Raw genomic sequence first — 3,687 nt, 5'->3', positions numbered from 1 at the left:
GCTCCCCCTCTTGGACTCGAACCAAGGACCCTCTGATTAACAGTCAGATGCTCTAACCAACTGAGCTAAGGAGGAATTTATTCTCTTTTGCGAGTGCAAATATACAAGGATTTATACTTTTTGCAATATTTTTTTGAAAAAAAATTACTCTTTTTTTGTTTTTTTTATCTTTTAAAACTAACAAACTGAAAATTAAAGCTTTAAAAATTCATATTTATTATATAAACGGTACATTTATTCTCTTAAAATCAATAAAAATAATGCAAATTTTACAAGAACATAATAATTGTAAAAAAAGAATAATTGAAATGGTTGTTATCCTAAAAATTGTATTTTAGCCGCAACTAAATAAATCATTGACTACTAACATAAACATGGATAAATATTCATTTTTAAATGCTGCACATACAGGTTTTATTTCAGATTTGTATGATCAGTATTTAATAAACCCTGACAGTATTGAGCCTAGTTGGAGGAGTTTCTTTCAAGGTTATAATTTTGCAAATGAAAATTTTTCACCTTCAGACAGTGATTCTGAAAATGAAGTGCCTGAAAATGTTCTAAAAGAATTTAAAGTAATAGACCTCATAAACAGTTACAGAACTAGAGGCCACTTATTTACTAAAACAAATCCAGTTCGTGAACGTAGAAAATACACTCCTACTTTAGCAATAGAAAATTTTGGACTGTCTAAAAACGATTTAGATTCAATTTTTGATGCTGGTAATATTATTGGAACTGGAAAAGCAACACTTCGAAAAATAATAAAACATTTAGAAACTGTTTATTGTAATTCTATTGGTGTTGAATATATGTATATACGAAATCCGGAAGAAATTAAATGGCTACAAAAACAATTGAATAGAAATTCTAATCATCCTACCTATTCAAATGATGCAAAAAAATATATTCTTCAAAAATTAACTCAAGCAGTAACTTTTGAAAATTTTTTACAAACAAAATATGTAGGTCAAAAAAGATTTTCATTAGAAGGTGGTGAAACTTTAATTCCAGCTATCAGTTCTGTAATTAGAAATGCAGCTGAAATTTATGATGTCGATGAATTTGTATTAGGAATGGCACATCGAGGTCGGTTAAATACACTTACCAATATTTTTAGAAAACCAATACGTGATGTTTTTAGCGAATTTGAAGGCAAAGATTTTGAAGATGAAGATATTGATGGTGATGTAAAATACCACTTAGGATTAACAACTACAAAAACATTAAAAAATAATAAAGAACTAAAAATGAATTTAGTTCCAAACCCATCACATTTAGAAACCGTTGGGCCTATTGTTGAAGGAATAGCACGTGCAAAAATAGATAAAACCTACAACGGTAATAATTCTAAGTTATTACCAATTATTGTACACGGAGATGCTGCAATTGCTGGGCAAGGATTGGTCTATGAAGTTACACAAATGAGTAAATTAAATGGGTATTCCACCGGTGGAACCATTCATATAGTAATTAACAACCAAATTGGTTTTACAACTAATTATTTAGATGCTCGTTCAAGTACTTATTGCACAGATGTTGCTAAAGTAACACTATCACCAGTACTACATGTGAATGCTGATGATGTTGAAGCAGTTGTTCATGCAATTGAAATGGCACTAGATTTTAGAATGAAATTTAAGCGCGATATTTTTATTGATTTACTAGGCTATAGAAAATATGGACATAATGAAGGTGATGAACCTCGTTTTACACAACCAAATTTATACAAAGCAATTGCTAAACATTCAAACCCTAGAGATATTTATGCACAAAAATTGATTGAAGAAGGAATTATAAATACTACTTATTTAAATGAATCAATTGCTGAATTTAAAAGTTTATTAGAAGAAGAATATCAACAATCTAAAAAAGTAAAAACTTCTAAAGTACGTGAGTTTATGAAAGATGCTTGGGAAGGTTTTACTCGAAGAAATTTAGATGCTATGCTAACTTCTGAAAACACTACCTATCCAATTTCTGAATTAAAAAATATAGCAAAAATAGTATCTACAGTTCCAAAAAATGTTAAATTCTTAAGGAAAGCTGAACGAATTTTACGTGATAGAAATAACATGGTTTTTGAAAGAAATAAAATTGATTGGGGAATGGGAGAAACTTTAGCTTATGGAAGTTTGCTACAAGAAGGTTTTGATATTCGTATTTCCGGCCAAGATGTTGAACGTGGTACATTTAGCCATCGTCATGCTATATTGCGTGATGAAATTTCGGAAGAACGTATTAATTTATTAAATACACTTGATAATATACAAGGAAAAATGCAAATCTATAATTCCTTATTATCTGAATATGGTGTACTTGGTTTTGATTATGGATATGCAATGGCTAATCCAAATACGTTAACAATTTGGGAAGCACAATTTGGAGATTTTAGTAACGGTGCACAAATTATTTTCGACCAATATTTATCGGCTGCAGAAGATAAATGGAAATTACAAAATGGTATTGTTGTATTACTTCCCCACGGTTATGAAGGACAAGGATCCGAGCATTCATCAGCTCGTATGGAACGTTTTTTACAATTATGTGCCATAGATAATATGATTGTAGCAGATTGTACAACACCAGCTAATTTCTATCATTTATTACGTCGTCAAATGAAACGTGATTATAGAAAACCATTAATTGTATTTACACCTAAAAGTTTATTACGTCATCCTTTAGCAACCTCATCTTTAGAAGAATTTGCAGAAGGTAATTTTCAAGAAGTAATTGATGATACAGTTGAAGCAAAGAACGTTACTAAATTGGTGTTTTGTACTGGTAAATTCTATTACGATTTATTGGCAGAACGTTCTAATTTGAAAAGAAATGATATTGCTTTAGTGAGAATTGAACAACTATTTCCATTACATTTAAATAAATTACAACAAATAATTGATAAGTATCCAAACGTGAAAAACTATGTTTGGGCACAAGAAGAACCAGAAAATATGGGGGCTTGGAGCTTTATGTTACAACGTTTTAGATTGGTAAATTTAGAAGTTGCTTCTCAACCTTTTTACGCAGTTCCGGCTGCTGGTTCATCGGCAAGGTTTAAAAGAAGACATCAGCGTGTTATTGATAAAGTATTTAAAAACTAACAAAATTCGTCTAAAAAGACAAAAAAATAATAAGATGATTTTAGAAATGAAAGTTCCCTCTCCGGGAGAATCTATTACAGAAGTAGAAATTGCAACTTGGCTTGTTGAAGATGGTGATTATGTTGAAAAAGATCAACCAATTGCTGAAATTGATTCAGATAAAGCAACCTTAGAATTACCTGCTGAAGAAAGTGGTATTATCACTCTAAAAGCAGAAGAAGGTGATGCTGTTGAAGTAGGTGCTATTGTTTGTTTAATTGATTTAGATGCAAAAAAACCTGAAGGATTAACATCTAAAGAAGTTAAGATTATAAAACCTAAAGTAGTTGAAAAACCCATTGAACCTAAAACTACGTATGCAAGCGGTTCAACTTCACCTGCTGCTACAAAAATTTTAGACGAAAAAGGAATAGCTCCATCTGAAGTTAAAGGGACTGGACGCGATGGAAGAATTACAAAAGATGATGCTGTAAATGCAGTACCAAGTATGGGAACTCCAGCCGGTGGATCACGTAATTCTGAACGTAAAAAAATGTCAATGCTTCGCAGAAAAGTTGCACAACGTTTAGTTTTAGTAAAAAAT

General features: G+C 30.9%; 2 protein-coding genes and 1 tRNA gene. 2 read left to right on the top strand and 1 reads right to left on the bottom strand.

Annotation, left to right across the window (positions count from 1 at the left end; genetic code table 11):
* Position 1: 1 nt before the first annotated feature.
* Positions 2 to 75 (bottom strand) — tRNA-Asn (locus QM495_RS05845).
* Positions 76 to 374: 299 nt separating this feature from the next.
* On the opposite strand from QM495_RS05845, the gene QM495_RS05840 reads away from it, so the two are divergent.
* Positions 375 to 3,104, top strand: coding sequence for a 2-oxoglutarate dehydrogenase E1 component (locus QM495_RS05840; protein WP_408671176.1), 2,730 nt, complete (start codon positions 375 to 377; stop codon positions 3,102 to 3,104).
* Positions 3,105 to 3,138: 34 nt separating this feature from the next.
* The coding region (locus QM495_RS05835; RefSeq protein ID WP_408671175.1) for a biotin/lipoyl-containing protein at positions 3,139 to 3,687 on the top strand (549 nt) is incomplete at its 3' end.

The organism is Lutibacter sp., from assembly GCF_046055765.1.
In the GTDB taxonomy this organism is placed as follows: Bacteria; Bacteroidota; Bacteroidia; order Flavobacteriales; family Flavobacteriaceae; genus Lutibacter.
Note: the sequence above shows the minus strand (reverse complement) of the source record. Positions and strands in the feature narration are given on the sequence as shown.

What these genes read in the sequence shown, in the direction of transcription:
- QM495_RS05840 (WP_408671176.1), top strand. Translation starts at nt 375, where the DNA reads ATGGATAAATATTCATTTTTAAATGCTGCACATACAGGTTTTATTTCA.